We start from the raw sequence: 18,302 nt of genomic DNA, 5'->3' as shown, positions 1-18,302 counted from the left end.
GAGATCAACCAGCAAGCTATTCCATAACTGCTTGCTATAAAAAAGGGATAGAGCGGCAAGGGATCTACATGGCCGGTTAGGAGCGCAGCGCCCGCACAAAGGCCACCCAACCCAGGCTGAGATAGCGCTCCAGGTGCAACCCCACCTGCTGAAAGTGCTCACGCAACTGGGTTTCTGAGAAAAACCGAAGGCCGCTTGCTTCCAACCACCGCTGCACCATCTGCCCCCATCCCTGCACCTGCTGGCTGTGCATCGAGACAAACACCCCTCCCGGTTGCAAAACACGGGCAACTTCCCGCAGACAGGGATGCAAAGGCACTTCGTTCAGGGTGGCGCCGCTGATCACCGCCCCAAACGTTCCAGAGGCGAGGGGAAGCTGTTCGGCTCGGGCCCGCACCAGGCTGTAGCGCTGCCAGTGGGGCTGCGCCTGTTGGGCTGCCTCGGCCAATACCCCTGCCGCATTGTCCAAGCCGATCACCGTCCGCTGCGGATCCCTGGCCAGGAGCAAGCGGCTCCAGTACCCCCCTGCCGTGCCCAAGTCCAAGACGGGATCCGCCTCGCCCACCAGTTCCGCCAGCAATTGGCCTTCCCGCTCGCTGCCGAAGCTCTCTCCCGACAACAGCGACAGTGCCCAAGGCCGCCAGAGGCGATCGTAGCCCCAGGCAAACCCGGGCAGATGGGCAATGGCCTGAGCGGGAGTGAGCGGCCAGTCCGGCAAGGTGGCCAAAAAATCCACCGCTCCAAAGGCGGTGATGGGGTAAATTTGCCCGCAACTGGGACAGTAAACCCGATCCGCCGCGGATCCCGGCTCACGTCCCGGTGACAGGTTCAGCCCGTCTTGACCACAGCTCAGGCAGCGGTAGAGGTGAACCGGCAAAGCAGAGAGCATGAGACAGCCCAACGCAACCCACAACCCGCAAGGCAAAGAGGGCAGCCGCCGGGATCCAACCCCCAACAACCGCCCTCCCAAGTTAATCCATGCAACACCCCAGACCAACCATCTAGAGAGGATCCCTCAGATCAACTTTGGACTGGGCAAGCCGACCTTCTCTGGGATGGGCACATACTCTGAGACAATCGCCCGGAACTCGTCCCCATCCAACGTCTCCCGCTCTACCAAAGTATCGGCCAGGCGATCCAGCAGAACGCGGTGTTCCAACAAAATTTGCTTGGCTTTCTGGTAGCAGCTCTCCAGGATCTGCCGCACCTGGCGGTCGATCTTGGCGGCCACGTCCTCGGAGTACTCGACGCGGTTCATCCAGCCGCCGCCCAAGAATACCTCGTTGTTGGGCGGATCCAACATCAGCGGCCCCAGCTCGGACATGCCAAAGCGGGTCACCATCTGCCGCACCAGATTCGTGTTCTGCTGCAGGTCGTTGCTGGCTCCGGTGGTCACTTCCGAGTAGCCGAAAACGATCTCCTCAGCCGCCCGACCGCCAAAGCCCACAACCACCCGATCCAACAGCCAAGCGCGGCTGTACATGCCGGAGTCGATCTGCTCTTCGTTGGGCAGTTGCTGGGCAAAGCCACCCGCGCCGCCGGAACGAGGAATAATCGTCACCTTGTTCAAGGGATCCGCATGGGGCAGCAGCGTCATCAGCAGAGCATGGCCGCACTCGTGGTAAGCGATCAGGCGCTTGCTCTTGCCGTCCAATAGCGGCGGCTTGGTCAGGCCGATGGTGATGCGGTCGATGGCATCGTCGATGTCTTGGTTGGTGATGGCCATGCGCTGACGGCGGGCCGCCAAAATGGCTGCCTCATTGAGCAGGTTGGCCAGATCCGCACCAGCAAAGCCGGGAGTGCGGCGGGCAATGGCCTCCAGGCTGACCTCTTCTGCCAACTTTTTGTTGCGGGCATGCACGCGCAAGATCTCGTAGCGCCCCTTAAAGGTGGGCCGATCTACCGTAACCTGGCGGTCAAACCGCCCCGGACGCAGGAGAGCCGCATCCAACACATCCGGGCGGTTGGTGGCCGCAATCACGATGATGCCGGTGTTGCCCTCAAAGCCGTCCATCTCCGTGAGCAACTGGTTCAGGGTTTGCTCGCGTTCGTCGTTGCCACCGCCGATGCCGGCCCCCCGCTGTCGGCCCACCGCGTCGATCTCGTCGATGAAGATGATACAGGGAGCATTCTCCTTGGCCTTCTTGAAGAGATCCCGCACGCGAGAGGCCCCCACCCCGACAAACATCTCCACAAACTCAGAGCCGGAAAGGCTGAAAAAGGGCACCCCTGCCTCGCCAGCAATGGCTTTGGCCAAGAGGGTTTTACCCGTCCCCGGCGGCCCCACCAGCAACACGCCTTTGGGGATCTTGGCCCCCACCGCGGTGAAGCGCTCCGGCTTCTTCAGAAAGGTAACCACCTCTTGCAGCTCTTCTTTGGCCTCTTCGATCCCGGCCACATCGTCGAACTTAACACCGGTTTTGGCTTCCATCTGGAAGCGGGCCCGCGACTTGCCGAAGTTCATCGCCTGCCCGGGGCCGCCCGCTCCCCCACCGGCGCGCCGCAGGAACAAGAACAGCCCCCCCAACAGCAGCACCGGGATGATCAGGTTGCCCAAAATCGCCCAGAAGGCGCTGCCGTCGCGGGTGGGCACCACGGCCACCTCGATCCCCTGCTCGGTGAGGCGATCCACCAGTTGCGGCACGGTGTTGGGCAGCAGGTTCACTCGGTAGCGGGTGGAATGCTGTGTCTGCGGATCGACAGCTGTAACTTCGGCAACCAGGTTGTTGTCCGTGAGGCGCACATCGGTAACCCGCCCCTCCTCGACGTAGCGCAAAAAGCGATCGTAGGTGAGGGCAGAGGCCAGGGCAGCGTGGGCAGGAACCAGACCAGATCCCTGCCAGAGACAAAGGCCCAGCACAAGGGCGATCAACCAGCGCTGGGCAGATAGAGGCTTGTTCATAAGGAAGAGGAACACCCGGTGATTAAAAGTCCTTTAACAAACTTAACCTGTCCATCCTGGAAGACACAACCCTGCCCTGGCCTCGATGAGATCTCCAACTCCAATGAACTTGAGATCTTGCTGATGGGGATCCCTGCCGGAGTGGGATGATCCCCTGCAACTAGGCCGAGCCGGAGGATCCCAGCCGATCCAGCCCATAGACCCGCCGCCACATTTGGTCGGCCAGAGCGGCGGGCAGCAGCCGCATCAGCCCCAGCGCCACCTTGCCGCCCGTAAAAGCGGTGTAGCGGTCGGAAGGGTGGGGATCCGTCATGGCTCTCAGGATCGGCTCCACCACCTTCTCCACCGGCCAGGCCATTTTGTTGAACGAGCTGGCCAGATCGGCAGTTTTGTCCAAGATCGCCTTGTAGGGGCCATTTGGGTTGACAACAGCAGCAAAGGCTTCTTCTGCCACGCGGCCAAACTCGGTGGCCACCGGCCCCGGCTCGATCAAGATAACCTTGATGCCAAAGGGGGCCACCTCCACCCGCAGGGCGTCGCTGAGGGCCTCCACGGCAAACTTAGTGGCGTTGTAAACCCCACTGAAAGGCATCGACATCTGGCCAGCCACCGAGCTGAGGTTGAGGATGCGGCCGCTGCCTCGTTCCCGCATTTGGGGCAAGAGGGCGCGGGTGAGGGCGTGCAGGCCAAACACGTTGACCTCGAACTGGCGTCGCATCGCCGCCACATCCACCTCTTCCACCGGCCCCATCTGGCCATAGCCGGCGTTGTTCACCAGGATATCCACCCGGCCAAAGCGATCCAGAGCCTTTTGGGCCAGCGCCTCCACCTGGGCCGTATCGGCCATGTCGGTGGGCACCACCAGCGCTTCTGTCCCCTGCTTCTCCACCAAGTCCTTGACGTTTTGTAGCAGCCCCTCTCGGCGGGCCGCCAGCACCAAGCGGGCCCCGCGTTTGGCCGCTTCCAGGGCAACGGCCTCTCCAATGCCGGCAGAGGCTCCGGTGATCAGCACCACCTGATTGGCAAGTGAAGGCATGGCTTTCTTTCCTGCAAACTTTTTCCATCCTAGAAGGATTTCCGGGATCCCTGGAGAGGGGCAACCCCGCCCTTGGAGTTTCCGTATTCGGCACCCGGTATTGTGGCTATGATTAGATGAACCCGGGAAACGGCTAGGGTAGAGCTCGACGGACGAGTTCTTCTTGGGCGGGTGTCTTCGGGTGTGAAGTAGCGAGTTGCGGGTAGGATGCAGCGACTGTGAAGTACTTCCGCAGGCGAGTTGGCCGAGGTCGAGCTCCGTTGCCGGGGGCGGTTACCGAGGCTCGGTTGGCTCAATTGCTCAGGGCAGCGGAGGCTAACTTACAGGCCAACTCTGAGCTACGCCAACAGCAGCAAGAACAGCAGCGACAACTGGAGGCCGAGCGCCGCCACAGCGAAGCCCTGCGCGATGCCACGGCCGACTTGCGCACCAGCGTGATGGAGTTGCGGGAGGGGCAAGCCTTTTGGCAAAGCCAGGTGGACGAGCTGCGCTCTTGTCTGCGGGATTTGCTCAAGGAACAAAGCGAACTGGTGCAGATCATCGCCCAGCAGCAGCACATCCTGAAGGACTGTAAGGAAGTCATCCGCGCCATTCTGGAGCAAATGCGGGATGACCACCGCGACTTCCGCTCCGCCATCGGCATTTTGCTGGAGGAACTGCACCAAACCGTGCGCTGCCTGGTTCTCAAGTCGGGCGGCACCCTTCCCAAGCCTGTCCGCCACCCCGAAGCGCCAGATCCCGGCTCCCAGCCGCCTGATTCTGCCTCGCCTGGGGATGGCCCTCTGTCCTAGCAACCCAGACTTCTGCCTTCCCCGAAAGCTCCAGAGCTATCCAATCCCGCCCTCCGGCTGGGGCCAAAACAGGCGCAACTCCCTAACCTGCTCCCCCTTGACCAACAGGGAGCCGCCGCCGGACCGGCCTTGCAGGGGAATTTCCTCAGGAGAGAAGGAGTGTACCCGTTCGGACTCCGTGATCACATCGACTTGCAGATGGGGGTGCGCCGCCAGATCGGGGGGGAAACCCACCAAGCCCACCAAGCCATCCCCTTTGTTGGAGAAGTGAAAGGCTGACACGCCCACTTTACCCTGCTCCAGGATGGGTATCTCGCCCAGAGGCAGCCGCTTCAGATAGCCCGACCGACTGGCCAAAATCAGGATCCCTTGCGGGGGCAGCAACGCCATACCGGCGATCTGTTCTGTGCGCCCCAAACGTAGGGCTAGGGATCCCATAGCTGCCCGACCCATCAAGGGGATCTGTTCGGCATCCAGCCGCAGCACCCGCCCGGCGGAGGTGGCGAGGACAACGCTGTAGCCTTGGTGGCCGGGATGCCAAAGGGCCGCCCAGCCCAGCTCGTCCCCTTCTTTGAGTTTCAGGACGGTGGATCCCCGTTGGCTAAGGCCCGTCAGCTCCGCCAGGGCCACCCGCTTGATCCGCCCCTGCCGGCTGAGCACCACCAAAGTGGCCTCGCCGGGAGAGTGCTCCGCACCGCTGACGCGAACGGGATCCAACGGGAAGGTGGCAACGATCGGCTCGGGGTTGGGGAGAAGGGTGACCAGAGGTACCCCCCGCGAGGAGCCGGTGCTGAGGGGGATCCCTTCGCTGGGCACGGTGAAAGCTTTGCCGCTGGCGGTGAGCACCAAGATTTCCTGCTCTGGGGTCACGCATTCCAGGCCGACCAGAACATCTTCTCCCAATTCCCGTTGCGCCGGATTGCTGCGGGAGCGAGGCCCAGGCAGAGGCAGGCGGCGCACGTAGCCTTTGCGGGTAAGTTGCAGCAGGAAGCGGGTGTCTTCGCCGACTTTGCCACTGGGGATCTGGGCCTGTTCTGCCTCCAGCTCGGCTTCCGAAAGGATCTGGGTACGGCGCCGGTCGGCAAAAGTTTTCTTCAAGTGGCGCAGCTCTTTTTTCAGGTAATTCAAGAGCTTGCGGCGATCTTCCAGCAGCCCCTGCAATTCGAGGATGCGGGCCTGCAGCTCGGCCTGCTCCTGGTGCAGGCGCTCCCGCTCCAAGGTTGTCAGGCGGCGCAGGGGCATGGCCAAGATTGTCTCCGCCTGTTGGGGGGTGCAGCCCAGGCGAGTTTGCAGTTGGGCTTTGGCCGTGGCGCTATCGGGGGCTTGCCGCAGCAGGTCGATCACCCCCTCCAGATCGGCCAGGGCCAGCACCATCCCCGCCACCTCTTCCGCTTTGCGCTGTACCCGCTGCAGTTCGGCGCGAAACATCCGGTTGAGAGTGGCCTCGCGGAATTGCAAAAAGTGCTGCAAAATCTGCTTCAAGCTGAGCTGCTGGGGTTTTCCCTCCACCAGGGCCAACAGGATTACCCCAAAGGTGCTCTGCAGGGGGGTGAGCTTGTACAACTGCTGCAGAACTGCCTGCGGGTTGGCCTCCCGCTTCAGCTCCACCACCACGCGAATGCCGCTGCGATCCGACTCATCCCGCAAGTCGGCAATGCCGCTGAGGCGGTCTTGGGCGACCAACTCTGCCACCTTCTCGAGCCAGGCGGCTTTGTTCACCTGGTAGGGAAACTCGGTGATAACCAGGGCGGGCCGGCGGTGGCGTCCTCTGCCCGGCTGGATCTCCTCAAAGCGGGCCACTCCCCGCAGGGTGATGGAGCCGCGCCCGCTGAGGTAGGCCTCGCGGATCCCTTGGCTATCAACGATTTGGCCGCCGGTGGGAAAGTCCGGCCCTGGGATCCAGCGCAACAGCTCTTCAGGGCTGAGATCGGGATGGTCGATCAAAGCCAGCAGGCCGTCCACGACTTCTCCCAGGTTGTGGGGCGGGATGTTGGTGGCCATGCCCACGGCAATGCCGGCAGAGCCGTTGAGGAGCAGGATGGGCAGGCGGGCCGGTAGAACGGTGGGCTCCGCCTGGGATCCGTCGAAATTGGGCATAAAGTCCACAATTTCTTCGGAGATCCCCTGCAGAAGGGCCGTGTGGCTCAGCTCCGCCAGCCGACACTCGGTGTAGCGCATGGCCGCCGGCGGATCGTCGTCCACCGAGCCGAAGTTGCCGTGCCCCGCCACCAGGGGGTAGCGGCTGGAAAAGTCTTGCGCCATGCGCACCAGCGCGTCATAGACCGCCTGATCCCCGTGGGGGTGATATTTACCCAGCACGTCCCCCACCACCCGCGCACACTTGCGGTAGGGGCGATCCGGGGTCAGGCCCAGCTCGTGCATGGCGTAGAGGATGCGGCGATGCACCGGCTTGAGGCCATCCCGCACATCCGGCAAGGCCCGCCCCACGATCACGCTCATGGCGTATTCCAGGTAGGAGCGTTGCATCTCCCCCTGCAAATCGGTAGCGATCACCCGCCCTGAACGGGATCCCCTACCCGATCCAGATCCCAGTCCGTCGAGAGTCAGTTGCTGAGTCATGGCAAACCGGAGCGGAACGCTTTCCAGGTTACTGTAGCCGTTTCTTTGGCCCTTGCGAGGTGGGATCCCATTCTCAAGGCCAGCCTGTTGCTAGCCGTTGTTTGTTGGCGTATCAATGGGCGTAGCTCTGTCCCTCCTAGGCCGGCCAGTCAGCTTGGGGTTTTCAATCTAGCGGAGTTTGCACTTTTGCCGGCAAAGGAAGGATTCTCGGCAAGGATCTGGCGCTACTTGGTTGGGCTTTTTCTTCTCACTTCTAGTCGAGATATAGTCGTTCCAGGCTAGCTTGAGACAGCTCCCTCACCCCCGGCCCCTCTCCCACCCTCACCCCCGGCCCCTCTCCCAAAGGGAGAGGGGAGTTAGAGCGGCGACCTGCGACAGCATTGCGTAGCAATAACGGCGCGACGAACTGTTTCACGACTATTTGAAATGACTGTAGTTGTTGAGAGGGTTGGCAGAGTTGAAAGGCTCCATCTGCCAGAGCAGACGGGGTGGGATCCCCAGCCCTTCGGTCAGGGGTGCGGGCCTTGGCGGAGCCTGAGGGTCGCAGTCGTAGAGGGTGGTGGTGTAGCGATAGGTGCGCGGCGGCCCACCCTTGAGGCGGATGCCGCTGATCTCAAAGAGATAGGGGCGATTGGGCTGAACGGATCCCACCGAGTAGGTGAGGGTTTCCAGGCCAAAGGCGGGATCCCCAACCCGGATATCTCCAACAGGCACCAGTTCGCCGGTGAGGGCATCGGTGATGCGGATTTGGGCTTGGCTGAGGTCAGACAGGCCGCCGCGGCTGGGCACCGAGAAAGACCAGCGGTAGGCAGATAAGGGCTGGCCGGAAAATCCCTCCAGACGGTAGAGATAGCCGTCCCTCTCCGGGAAGGCAATAAACTCTGGATCCGGCACCGACTCGTCAAAACCGAAGATCCAATTGGCATTGGCCTGGGTCACCCGTCCGGCCCGCGGGTCAAAGACGATGCCGTAGGCGCCTTGGGCATATTGGGGATAGAGGTTCCAGCGGCGATGCCCCACGTCCACGAAGTTTTCCCGGCCCGGCTCGGCAAAGTAGATGTCCACCTGGCGCGCCAGCACCCGCCCTGGGTCGGGGCCGTTCAGCTCCAGAATCGGGCCGATCGCCAAGTTACCAAAGCGGGATCCCGCCGCCCCGGCAGGAGTGAAGCAACGCCAAGAGGGGGGTGGCTCGTGGCTGAGGGCGCCATTGGCCACCTGCAGCAGCGCCGCTTGCTGAGCGGCCTCCAAGAACTCGGGATTGAGCTCCACCGGCGGCAACTCGTGCAACAGCCGCAGAAAGTTCAGCCGATCCATCATCTTCTGGGCTGCTGCCGGGGTGAGGCGACCGGGATCACAAGTGGCAACTTGCGGCTGCTCGGCATAGATGGGGCCGGCAAAGGTGCGGGTCTGGCGATCCAACTGGCACATGAAGCTGGCGATGGGCAGCTCCCCCGCCGGCGGGGGCCCCACCGCAGTAAGGGATCCCTCCCCCCTGCCGCCGCAGGCGGCCAACAGAACAAGGCAGAGCAGACTCAAAACCACCCCTGCCCAGACTTGCTGCAAACTGGGCAGCCGCTGCCAAGGCATGCAAGATCCTGTAGGCTTACCGACTGGCGGGGGTGGGAGTGGGCGTGAGGCTGGGGGGACTGACGGTGCTGCTGCTACCCTCGTCGCAGGCAGACAGCAGCCCCAGGCACAGGAACAGGGCCAGGGCCCCCGAGAGCTGGCGGGTTACTGGGGTGGGTTGGAGTGTAGCCATCGCAGCAGATCTCCAAAACAGTACCGAGCTTGACCCTGTTTTATCACCTGGCCAAACCGGTCGCCGTGCCAGGGCTTGTGCCGACAAGAGCAGAACCTGAGAACAGGGCAAGGAATGCCGACCCAACTGGGCCCCACCCACTAGAGATAGAGCCTAAGTTCATTCTCCATCGCCACCATTAGTGCTGCGACGGATCCGCGTACCTTTTTCTGCGCTCAAGCGTAAAGATTGCGTGGATGAATCTGCTTTTTGCCGCTGAATCGGACTGCTCACGTTGACATGATTTGCCCATCATCTGCCTGAAGGGATCCCTTTCTCAAGGGATGATCTGAAACTCCAGATTGTAAGTCTGGAGCAGGTTGATTGTCTCGTGGTCGGTGAGGTTGGTGTCGGCCAGCTCCAGGTTGTAGAAATCGATAAACTCCTCGTGGTCGAAGTAGGGGCCGGCATGCCAGGTGCCCATTTCCAGTTTGATAAAGCGGTCGCCGGGCACCCGAAAAGCTTGAATCTCATCCACCTGTAGCTCGTCGGCAGGCGGCGCGACGGCGATAAACCACTCCTTGCCGTGCAGGGATCCCAGACACTGGGTGCAACGGGTGTGGTGAGTTATTTGGGTGAACCGAAGGCCACGGCGGGGCAAGCGCATGAGGTAGAAGCGGGGTTGCCCCTGATTCAAAACCAACTGGGCATCTTGGCCGTCGAAGGGTTTGTCGTCAGGAGTAGGATAGATCACCTGCCCGTAGAGGGCAAAGTTTTCCGGTTCAGCGAGATGGGCCTTCAGTTGGCGCAGTTGACTGCTCACCCTGCTTGTCTCCTCTTTCCCAAAGCTGTACCCGTTGTTGCTCCGCAAGCCGATCCCCACCTGCTGCCGGCACAAGGTCGTGAAGACCCAAATAGCAGAGCAGATCTTAATCTTACCCAGATTTGCCGGTAGTCTCCTTCCGGAGAACAGTCTCAGTAAAATGGGAGAAATTTGTAACACTCGGCAATGGTGATGCGGCGGGATTTACAGGAGCTGGTCATTTCTCCTTTTCAAGTGCAAAGTCTTTCTGGGGTGCCCGTAGCTTGGCTGTACCGACCTCGGCCCGTCCGCCGCTGGAAAGACTGGCTGCGCCAGTTCTCCGCCTTCTGGGATCTGCTGCGCCTGTTGTTGGTGCTGGATCTCTGCTGCCGTTTCTTGACCTTTTGGACAGGGGGATCCCTGCTGACCTTGCTGGGGCGGATCTGGATCCCCGGCCTGTACAGCAGTTGGCGCACTTGGCTGGTGGAATGGGGGATCCTGGCAGCCATTGCCGCTTTGGGCCAAGCCTATTGGATTTTCCGCAGCCGCCGCCTGCCGCTGCTGTTGAACTTGCTGGAGGAAGTAGATCGCTACAACCGGATCATCCAAGCCATCCACCTCAACGACCAATTGGTGGAAGCCGGCAACCCCGAGGTCAAGCTGGCCCAGCGGGCTGAAGTAATCGAGGCTTTGAAGCTGACGCGGACAGATCTGATCCGCGCTTTGAAAACGGAGCGGATTTTGCGGCAAAACGAGGATCTGATCGAGCAGCAGAGTGAGCTTTTCGGAGATAATCTGGCGGCTTTGACCGCCCTGCAGGTGAGGGAGCAGGCCGGTGAGCAGGGGCGGCTTTTGGACGCCGCTTTGCAAGTTGCCCTCCACGTGCGCTCCCAAATCCGCCAACTGCAGCAGCGAGAAGCAAACCTAGCTCAAGACAAAGTTCAAAATCCAGAGGAAACAACTTTTGATTTGTAGTTATATCAAGTTCCCTCAATCGGGCATGAGGGCGTGGATGCGCTTGCCACCGTTGGGATAGAGAAGAGCACGTTTGGGGCCGTGGATGGGATCTTCGACAATAATCGTCTGCTCGCGGCTGGCCCCCAGCGAAACAATGGCAATCGGCACCTGCATCAACTGCGCCAAAAACTTCAGGTAATCATGGGCTTCGGGGGGCAGGTCTTGGATGGAGCGGCAGTCTTTGGTGGAGCACTTCCAGCCGGGCAGGGTTTCGTAGATGGGCTTGCACTGGGCAAAGACACGGGCATCGCTGGGGAAGTGACGGATCTCCCGCCCCTGGTACTCATAGGCCACGCACACCTTGATCTCATCCAAGCCGTCCAGCACATCCAGCTTGGTGATGGCCAGGCAATCCAAGCCATTGATCCGCACCGCATAGCGCCCGATCACGCCATCGAACCAGCCGCAGCGCCGTTGTCGTCCGGTGGTGGTGCCAAATTCGGCGCCGGTTGCCCCCAGGTACGCCCCGATCTCATCTTTGAGCTCGGTGGGAAAAGGGCCTTCCCCAACGCGGGTGGTATAGGCTTTGGCCACCCCGATCACCCGGTCAATGCTGGTGGGGCCGATCCCGGCGCCAATACAAGCGCCACCGGCAATGGGATGGGAGGAGGTGACGTAGGGGTAGGTGCCGTAGTCGAGATCCAGCAGGGTGCCTTGAGCCCCTTCAAACAAGATGTTCTCCCGATCTTCGATGGCTTGGGTGAGCAGCAGGGCGGCGTCGGTAACGTAGGGACGCAGCCGCTCGGCGTAGGCCAGGTATTGCTGGATGATCGGCTCGGGATCCAGCGGGGGCAGGTTGTAGATTTTTTCCAGCAAAACGTTCTTGTAGGGAATGGCCCAACTGAGGCGTTCCCGCAGTTGATCGGGGTACATCAAGTCCACGACGCGGATGCCCATGCGCTCGGCCTTGTCGGCATAGGTGGGGCCAATGCCTCGTCCGGTGGTGCCCAGCTTATAGATGCCGCGCCGCTCTTCCTCGGCCACGTCGATGACACGATGGTAGGGCAGGGTCACGTGGGCGGTTTCGGCGATGTACAGGTTGTGGGTGGAGATCCCCAGTTGGTGCAGTTGGTCGATCTCCGCCAGCAACACCTCAGGATCGATCACCGTGCCGCTGGCGATGATGCAGCGTTTGTCGGGGTAGAGGATGCCGGAGGGGATCAGGTGCAACTTGAAGGTTTGGCCCCCCACCACCAGGGTATGTCCTGCATTCACCCCACCTTGATAGCGGACGACCACATGCGCCTTTTCACTGAGGAGGTCGGTGATCTTGCCTTTTCCTTCGTCGCCCCACTGGGCACCGACAACCACAACGTTTGCCAAGAGCTTCTCCTACAGTCCGTGGATGGCACAAAAAATCCCCTTTGCGGGGGCTGCTGCACTAATTTACCGCATTGCTCGGGGCAATGTTGAGGTCTTGGGACAAAAACGTTAACAATCGATTAACTTTTTCCTTCCCCTTTCAGCTCCCTGGTTTGAACAGGCCAATGGCAGTGACCTGGTTGGATCCCGCCGCAAAGGTAAAAGCCAGGCCCAAGGCATCGTAGTTGACGTAGTAGCGATCGTCGCGCAGATATTCTCGGCTTCCCTTGGGATAGGGCACCACCTCGTTGTAGCCGTTCTCGCCGGGCCCACCATAAACGGCGATCACTTCGGAGTAGGTGGAGCCCATGCGGATCCCTTCGCCGGTCATAGCTTCTGGGTGGGTGGTGTAGATGCGGTTGGCAAAAAAGCTATCCACAATGCCCGGATGGCGGTAGGTAAAGAGGATGTAATCTTGCAGGTAAAAGATCTTCAGGTCGCTGTTGGGCTGAAAGACGTTGGCCCCAGAGGCCGCCGGGATCTGATCCACATTGCCCAGGAGGTGGGTATCGACGTTGCGGGTATCCATGCCTAGGACAAAACGGCCGACACGGCCCTCTTGAACCAGTACGGTGGGGCGGGGTGGGGGGCTGGGGCGGCGAGGGGGCAGGGCCAGCGCTTCCAGGGCGGCACTCAGCCAGGCGTTCTCATCTCCCTCTACCCTTTGCAAGGGCACCAAACCCTGCGCTAGGGAACGACCATCTCCCGTTTTCCAGGTGGCTACGGCCAGTTCCACCGCCGCGCCGGAGGGAAGGGCAAAGAAGCGGGTTTGTCGCTCGCTGCCTTGGGTGGGCTGCCCCAAAATAAGGGTGCTACCGCTGGAGCCCAACTGGGCAGCCAAGAGGGTGGCCCCCTGGCGCGTGTTGCCATCCACCAGAACCGCCAGCGGGATCCCGGCGGCAATGGGCAAATTTTCGCTGTTCCAGAGGGTGGGCTGCCCAAAGCGGTCTTCGGTAATCAGCAGCGGTTGAATGGAGCGGGGCAAAAACAGGCGGGCCACATCTGCCACCACTTGCGGGTCATAGCCCACGGATCCGCGCAGATCGAGAACTATGCCCTGGCTGTAGTCTTGGGTGTAGAGGGTTTGGCGGATCTGCTGAGCGGTGGCAGGGGTGAGCTCCGGCACCGCCAAATAAACCTGGCGCGGGCCGATCCCACGCGCCTGGACGGGCGGGCGAGGGCGGTTGAGCAAGTCCTTAAAAGCTTGCGCATTCCAAAACCGATCGGCAGGATCCCCATACTCCCGCAAGATTTCTTGGATCAACTCCTGCTCCACCTCGATGGGGGGACGGGGATCCCCGTAGGTGCGGGCCAAGAGGCGGGTGTAGAGGTCGTGGTAACTGACTGCAGCCGCTTGGCTGCCCGCCCCCAAAGACTCGTTGATGAACAGTCCCACTAAGTAGCGCAGATCCTGGCCTACTGGCGGAGAAGGGAGAGAAGGCGAGCTCTCAGGAGGGGAAGGAGCCGGCTCAACCATCGGCCCCTCAACAGACGGGATGACCGGCACCGGCGGCAAGCCTGCCTGACCCATCACCCTGATGGGAAGGATCCCAGCAAGTGCCACGACCATTCCCCCCGCTCCAATTGCACGCGCAACTCCCTTCATGGCGGCCTGGCCTCTTGCAGATGCTGCGAATAGGATAAACCCCAAACGCTTCCCTCTGCCACTGTCCGCGGTGTCAGATATCTATTTTTTGCATCTTAGAACACTAGATGTGGCTGCCTCGTCCCCCTTCTTTTGAGCAGAGTGTTTCCAGTCAGAAAACCCCCCCGCACAGACCTGGTTGTTCGCTTACTTGCCCTTTTTGCCCTTTTTGCTTGGCTTGGGCTTTTCTGCTGTCTCCTCAACCGGGGTTGTCACTTCGAGTTCCGAGCCGACCGCAGAGGCGGAGACAGTTTCGGCAGGGGATACTTCTACAGCTAGAGTCGGTTCGTCTGCCGCTTCTCCGTCAGCGTCCGTGGCCGTCTCTGAAGAGGCTGCCACTGCCTCTGGCCCCTCGGACTCGAACTCCGCCTCTGGCACTGTAACCCTCTGTTCTGAGCTCGCCGAAGAAGTGGGCGCCTGGGTGGGATTCCCCTCGCCATCGACCCAGTTGACTGTGGTCTGAGCCTTCAGCCAGGCCATCACTTTGTTGGTCAGAAGATCTTCGTGAACGACTTGGCGTACTCGCTCCCGATCCAGCTTCTGCCCTTGCTGGGCATAGGCCGCCATCACCTCTTCCACTTCGACTTCCAATTCGTTGGGGCCTACGGCAATCTGCTCCTGCCGGACGATGGCACTGAGAGCCAAGGTGCGCCGCAGCCGGTTGATGGCCTCGGGCCGGTAGCGCTCCATCAACTGGTTAAGGGTTTCGGGCGGCATTTGGGACAAGAGCTTGCGGATCTCTCCCGGCGTGACCCCTTGCTGCTGCTGCAGCGACTGAAGGCTTTGGGCCAGCAGTTGTGTCGTTTCTTGCTCGACTAGGGTCTCCGGCAGATCCACCTCGGTGGTTTCCAAAATGGCGTTGAGGATGGCCGTCTCCAGGTTTTCCTCAGATTGTCTCAGAGCATCTTGTTCGAGGCGCTTTTGCAGGTGTTCCCGCAGCTCGGACACCGTCTGAAAGTTGCTGATCTCCTGCACAAAGGCATCGTTCAACTCGGGCAGCTCTTTGGCTTTGATCTCGTTCAGATGGACGGTGAAGGTAACCGTTTTTCCAGCCAACTCTTCTCTGAAGTAATCGTCGGGGAAAGTGGCTGTGATCTCCTTGGTTTCGTCGAGCTGCATGCCGACAACGCCCGCCACAAAACCGGGGATGAAGTTCTCCTCTTTGAGCTCCAACTGAAAGTCTTGGGCGGCGATCTCCTCCAGGGGATTGCCCTCGGCGTCGCGAGCTTGAAAATCGATCACCACCACATCCCCCAACTGGGCGGGCCGATCTTCTACGGGCAGGAGGGTGGCCCGCTGATCCCGCCACCGGTCGATGAGCTGGTCGACCTGTTCGGGCTTGACGGTGACGCGGGTGGCCGTGACGGTTAGACCTTTGTATTGGCCGACGCGGGCTTCGGGGTACACCTCCACATACCCTGAGAAGCTGAAATCGGCTTCCGGGTTGAACTGGGCCAAGAGCTGCCCCACCTCCTCATCCAGCTCGAAGCGGCTGATGGGGGTGAGCTGAGTTTCCTGGAAGGCCTGTTGGATGGCCTCGTTGATCAAGTCATCCACAGCGCTGGCCATGATGCGCTCACGGCCCACCTGGCGCATCACCAGGTTGCGGGGGGCCTTGCCCTTGCGAAATCCCGGGATCTGGATATTCCGCTCCAGTTGGCGCAAGGTTTTTTCGTAGGAGCGCTTCACCTGGTCCGCTTCTACCACGATTTTGAGGCCAACCCGGCTGCCAGGGCGTTTTTCTTGTGTGACCTGCATAGGAAGTGATGAGCTGGTGAGAGAAGCAAGCAGAAGTTCAATTGTACCCCAACCGCTTGGGGATCGACGGGATCCATACGGGGCAGTTCTAGGCAGGGGATCCCTCGGTGGCCACTTCTTTCACCTCCTGGATGTCCTCTTGGGGTTCGGCGCGCTTGCTGGGGGGCAGTTGCTTGACCTTGGCTTCCAGCTCCACCACCATTTCCTTGAGCTCGGTGATGGTGACTTCCTTCTCCTGCAGTTGCCGATTTTTTTCGCGGGCTTCGATGCTGAACTGGACACGCATCCAGAGGCTATACAGCCAGGCAAGGGCGGCCCCGATCCCGGCAGAAGCCAACAGTTCAATCACCAGCGGGCTTTCGATGCTGACTCCGGGGGCGAAGTTAATCGTGACCGGGGTGGCGTTTTGCATGGCAAAAAGAGCGATTCCCAGGAGGGCCGAGAACAGGATCAGGTAGTTGAACAGTTGCATGATTTTCTCCTTCGAGGGATCCACGACGGCTTGCCAGCACCAGAATACCCACAAACGGGGGTTGATTTGTTGGCCCGAGAGATCTCAGAAGAACCAGCCATAGCTGTGTAAGCCTTTGCCCAGAAAGTTCACCCCCAGATAACACACCCAAACCACCCCAAAGCCCAAGCTGGCCAAGAGGGCGGGGCGCCTGCCCTGCCAGCCTTTGGTGATGCGGGCGTGCAAATAGGCGGCAAAGACCAACCAGGTAATCAAAGCCCAGGTTTCTTTGGGATCCCAGCTCCAGTAGGTACCCCAGGCTTCGTTGGCCCAGACGGCGCCGGCAATGATGCCGATGGTGAGCAGCGGGAACCCCAGCCCGATTAGCCGGTAGCTGGTGTTGTCTAAGATTTCCGCCAGGCTCAGCCGTTGCCAAGCGATCGCTTCGTTGGGTGCCGGTTGGGGAAGAGGTTCAGCCGGTCGGGGGGAGCGGATCCCGGCGTAGACCAGTTCTGCAGCAGGAGATGGCAGGGTGGCTTCTGTCCATTCCGGGTGGGTTGCAGGCTGAGAGGGGCGAAATTGCAGGCCGAGGGAGTTGCCCTTCAACTGAACTTCCTGGCCGCGGGTGACGATGAGAAAAGTGATGGCCAAAAGGGATCCCACCAAGAGGGCTGCGTAGGCCAGCAGCATCACAGTTACGTGCATCATCAGCCAGTTGGATTGCAAAGCCGGCACCAGTGGTTGGGCCGCCTGCATATCTTCCGGCAGGGCCAGGGCGGCAAAGGCCACAATGCCTGTCGCCAGCGGGGCGGTCGTCACCCCCACCCAACGGCTACGAGTCCAGTGGAGAGCCAGCAGGTGCAAGGTGGTGATCCCCCAGGCCAAGAAAAACAAAGACTCGTACAAGTTACTCAAGGGGAAATAGCCGGCATCGATCCAGCGGGCCGTCAGCAGGGCGGCGATCGTCAAGTTTGCCCCGATCATCCCCGCCAAGCCCAGCTCAGACAGAAGCTGCACCTGGGGAAACGCTGCCCCCCCCCAGTAAAACAGCATGGCCCCCAAACAGACAGCAAAGGCCATGTTGTTGAGCAAAGCCTGCCACTGAGCTAGATCCAAGCCTGCAAAAGCCGTTATCGCCAACCAAGCCATACCTGACCTCAAAAGTTCTCCTGACCCCGCTTGGGCCAGACCGCTGATCCCATTCTAGGGTGGGGGAGGGGATCTTCCCCAAAGGACACATGCTGGTAATGTGGGGATGGCTTATCTGCTGCTCGGCAGGATACCGAAAGTGTTGGGATGTGAGGCTCATGCAAGGACACGCGGGAAAGGCCAGAACCTGGAGATGGGGATGGTGGATGGCGCTGGTGGCAGCTCTTGTGCTGGTCGCTTGCGGTGGATCCCCGCCCGAACAGCCCCAGGAACAGCTACCTCAGCTCGAGCGGGTACCAGTGCCGCCGGAGATTGCCAAGCTGGATGCCCACTTGGAGCACTGCCGTCCGCGGGTGCAGATCCTCAGCCCTAAGCCGGGTGAGGTGTTGTCGGAGCGGCAAGTAACCGTTCGCTTTGCAGTGCAGGGGTACCCCCTTTTTAAGGATCCGCAACTGGGCCTCGGCCCCCATTTGCACGTAGTGCTGGACAACCGGCCCTACATCGCCCATTACGATGCCGATGCTCCCCTTGTTTTTGAGGATTTGGAGCCGGGATCCCATACTCTGCGGGTGTTTGCCGGCAAGCCCTGGCACGAGAGCTTTAAAAACTCCGAGGCCTACGCCCAAGTCAGCTTCCATGTGCTAGCGCCTACGCCGGAATACGTGCCGCAGCCGCACCTGCCTTTGCTCACCTACAACCGCCCCACCGGCAGCTACGGTGCCGAGCCGATCCTGGTGGACTTTTGGCTGGCCAACGCCCCGGTACGCGAGAGTCTGCTGACCGACCTGCCGCGGGATTGGCGCATCCGCTACACCCTCAACGGCCAATCTGGCCTGCTGGATCGCTGGGAGTCTTTTTACTTGAAGGGCTTGAGGCCCGGTCGCAATGTGATGGTGGTGGAACTGGTGGACAGCAAAGGGGATCCCATCCGCAACGTGTTCAACAGCGCTGCCCGCGAGATCACCTACACCCCCGGCGGCCAAGACACTCTCTCCAAGCTGATCCGCGGCGAGCTGAAAGCGGAAGAGGCCCTGGCCATTGTGCAGCCCCAGCCCACACCGACGCCGACAC

General features: G+C 60.9%; 14 protein-coding genes and 1 pseudogene. 3 read left to right on the top strand and 12 right to left on the bottom strand.

The window, feature by feature from the left end; translation table 11 throughout:
* Positions 1-76: 76 nt before the first annotated feature.
* The 3 genes from NW853_RS13135 to NW853_RS13125 form a co-directional block, all read right to left on the bottom strand.
* Positions 77-889, bottom strand: coding sequence for a class I SAM-dependent methyltransferase (locus NW853_RS13135; protein ID WP_414334294.1), 813 nt, complete (start codon positions 887-889; stop codon positions 77-79).
* A gap of 126 nt (positions 890-1,015) precedes the next feature.
* Positions 1,016-2,902, bottom strand: coding sequence for an ATP-dependent zinc metalloprotease FtsH (gene ftsH / locus NW853_RS13130; RefSeq protein ID WP_414334292.1), 1,887 nt, complete (start codon positions 2,900-2,902; stop codon positions 1,016-1,018).
* Positions 2,903-3,062: 160 nt separating this feature from the next.
* Positions 3,063-3,938 (bottom strand): SDR family NAD(P)-dependent oxidoreductase, encoded by an 876-nt coding sequence (locus tag NW853_RS13125; RefSeq protein WP_414349244.1) that lies wholly within the window; start codon positions 3,936-3,938, stop codon positions 3,063-3,065.
* Positions 3,939-4,156: 218 nt separating this feature from the next.
* Between NW853_RS13125 and NW853_RS13120 the strand changes: the two genes are divergently transcribed.
* The gene (locus tag NW853_RS13120; protein WP_414349243.1) at positions 4,157-4,729 is read left to right on the top strand and encodes a hypothetical protein; all 573 of its coding nucleotides are present in this window, start codon (positions 4,157-4,159) and stop codon (positions 4,727-4,729) included.
* Between the two features lie 36 nt (positions 4,730-4,765).
* Here the strand turns inward: NW853_RS13120 and NW853_RS13115 are convergent, their stop codons facing one another.
* From NW853_RS13115 to NW853_RS13100, 4 genes are all read right to left on the bottom strand, one after another.
* A complete protein-coding gene (locus tag NW853_RS13115) occupies positions 4,766-7,309 on the bottom strand; it encodes a DNA gyrase/topoisomerase IV subunit A (protein ID WP_414349242.1) in 2,544 nt (847 codons plus the stop codon).
* A gap of 417 nt (positions 7,310-7,726) precedes the next feature.
* Positions 7,727-8,896 (bottom strand): CAP domain-containing protein, encoded by a 1,170-nt coding sequence (locus NW853_RS13110; RefSeq protein ID WP_414349241.1) that lies wholly within the window; start codon positions 8,894-8,896, stop codon positions 7,727-7,729.
* A 16-nt stretch (positions 8,897-8,912) separates the two neighbouring features.
* Positions 8,913-9,068: a hypothetical protein gene (locus NW853_RS13105; RefSeq protein ID WP_414349240.1), complete on the bottom strand. Its 156-nt coding sequence runs from the start codon at positions 9,066-9,068 to the stop codon at positions 8,913-8,915.
* A 316-nt stretch (positions 9,069-9,384) separates the two neighbouring features.
* Positions 9,385-9,870 carry an ureidoglycolate lyase gene (locus NW853_RS13100; protein WP_414349238.1) on the bottom strand — a complete coding sequence of 162 codons (486 nt, stop codon included), beginning with the start codon at positions 9,868-9,870 and terminating at the stop codon, positions 9,385-9,387.
* Between the two features lie 192 nt (positions 9,871-10,062).
* Here NW853_RS13100 and NW853_RS13095 point away from each other — a divergent pair, with 192 nt between their 5' ends.
* On the top strand, positions 10,063-10,824 hold the full coding sequence (locus NW853_RS13095; RefSeq protein ID WP_414335448.1) for a hypothetical protein: 762 nt from the start codon (positions 10,063-10,065) through the stop codon (positions 10,822-10,824).
* Positions 10,825-10,839: 15 nt separating this feature from the next.
* Here the strand turns inward: NW853_RS13095 and NW853_RS13090 are convergent, their stop codons facing one another.
* From NW853_RS13090 to ccsB, 5 genes are all read right to left on the bottom strand, one after another.
* On the bottom strand, positions 10,840-12,189 hold the full coding sequence (locus NW853_RS13090; RefSeq protein WP_414335446.1) for an adenylosuccinate synthase: 1,350 nt from the start codon (positions 12,187-12,189) through the stop codon (positions 10,840-10,842).
* Between the two features lie 139 nt (positions 12,190-12,328).
* The gene (locus tag NW853_RS13085; RefSeq protein WP_414349237.1) at positions 12,329-13,798 is read right to left on the bottom strand and encodes a S41 family peptidase; all 1,470 of its coding nucleotides are present in this window, start codon (positions 13,796-13,798) and stop codon (positions 12,329-12,331) included.
* 222 nt (positions 13,799-14,020) lie between these two features.
* Entirely contained in the window at positions 14,021-15,631 is a 1,611-nt protein-coding gene (tig, locus tag NW853_RS13080; protein ID WP_414335443.1) for a trigger factor, read from the bottom strand.
* A gap of 88 nt (positions 15,632-15,719) precedes the next feature.
* Positions 15,720-16,103, bottom strand: coding sequence for a LapA family protein (locus NW853_RS13075; protein WP_414335441.1), 384 nt, complete (start codon positions 16,101-16,103; stop codon positions 15,720-15,722).
* An 84-nt stretch (positions 16,104-16,187) separates the two neighbouring features.
* On the bottom strand, positions 16,188-17,198 hold the full coding sequence (gene ccsB, locus NW853_RS13070) for a c-type cytochrome biogenesis protein CcsB (protein ID WP_414335454.1): 1,011 nt from the start codon (positions 17,196-17,198) through the stop codon (positions 16,188-16,190).
* A 239-nt stretch (positions 17,199-17,437) separates the two neighbouring features.
* Here ccsB and NW853_RS13065 point away from each other — a divergent pair.
* Positions 17,438-18,302 (top strand): annotated as a pseudogene (locus NW853_RS13065) (hypothetical protein); the annotation flags it as partial.

The organism is Synechococcus sp. H55.11, from assembly GCF_047462475.1.
In the GTDB taxonomy this organism is placed as follows: domain Bacteria; phylum Cyanobacteriota; class Cyanobacteriia; order Thermostichales; family Thermostichaceae; genus Thermostichus.
Note: the sequence above shows the minus strand (reverse complement) of the source record. Positions and strands in the feature narration are given on the sequence as shown.